General features: G+C 64.3%; 1 protein-coding gene. It reads right to left on the reverse strand.

All coding sequences use genetic code 11. From position 1 onward, the window contains the following. Positions 1-55: 55 nt before the first annotated feature. Positions 56-976, reverse strand: coding sequence for a transposase family protein (locus AB0I53_RS49610; protein ID WP_358618234.1), 921 nt, complete (start codon positions 974-976; stop codon positions 56-58). Positions 977-1056 lie beyond the last annotated feature (80 nt).

Below are 1056 nucleotides of genomic sequence, written 5' to 3' on the forward strand. Positions count from 1 at the left end.
ACGACCTCGTGCATGATTAGCGATGGTGCGTGTTGGGGTGTTGTGCGGTCTTGATTCACATCGAAGAGGCCGTCAGTGCGGCGGTGGGCCTGCGTTGTGGACGGTCGGTGTGTTGGTGGTCCGACAGCAGCCCAGCGACTGCGCGAACGGTGTCGTCGAGGATCTCTCGGCGCCCGAGGTGGCGAGCCAAGCTGCGCCAGTTCTTCAGATGGGCAATGCCATGTTCCACTCGCACTCGTCGTCGAGCGTGGGATTTCCTTTGTGCTGCACGGAGTTCGGTGATTCCGGGCATACGCTCCAGTCGCTTTTTGTGATGCTTCAACGTCGGGGTGAGCACCTGACCGCAGGTCTGCGCACCGAGGCCTTGGTAGCCGGCGTCCGTGAGGATTTCGACTGCCGTGGTGTGCTCAAGCCAGTCGGTGACACCGGCCTGTCGGGCTTGGGTGATGTCAGCGGTGCTGCCCCGGCAGGTGGCCCCGCAGAACAGAACGCGTCCCTGCGCATCACTGATCATCAGTGCTTTCATAGCGTTTTGCCGGGACTTGCCGGAGATGAACTGGTGTCGGCCCGCCCGCTTGACGGTGGGCCGGCGCACCCGGATCTCAGTGGCGTCCATCAGTGCCGTCTGCCGCACGCTGTCGAGGTAGGCGACCACATCGGCGACCGTGCGCAGCCGGACCCCCTGCTCCACGCGGCAACCGCGATCGGCCAACAACGGCCGGATTTCGTTGATAGCCCGCGTGATCGTCGAACGGTCGACCCCGAACCACGCCGCCAGCACATCATGCGTGCTGCCATGCCGCAGATGCACCAGCGTGACCAACAGCCGATCCACGAACACCAGCCTGTACTTCGCCCCCGCGCCCGGCGCCCGCCGCCGCGGACGGTCAGACAACCGAGCATCCTGACGGGCCTGCCACACCGGACCCACCTCCGCCACCAACTCGGCGATGACCTGCCCGGATAACCCTGTCACCCGACGACTCGACAACACCCCAGCACGACCCACACGAAGATCATCTCAGTCAAGATCGCCAACTATGCACGAGGTCGTTA

It is taken from the genome of Saccharopolyspora sp. NPDC050389 (assembly GCF_040655595.1).
Taxonomy (GTDB): Bacteria; Actinomycetota; Actinomycetes; order Mycobacteriales; family Pseudonocardiaceae; genus Saccharopolyspora.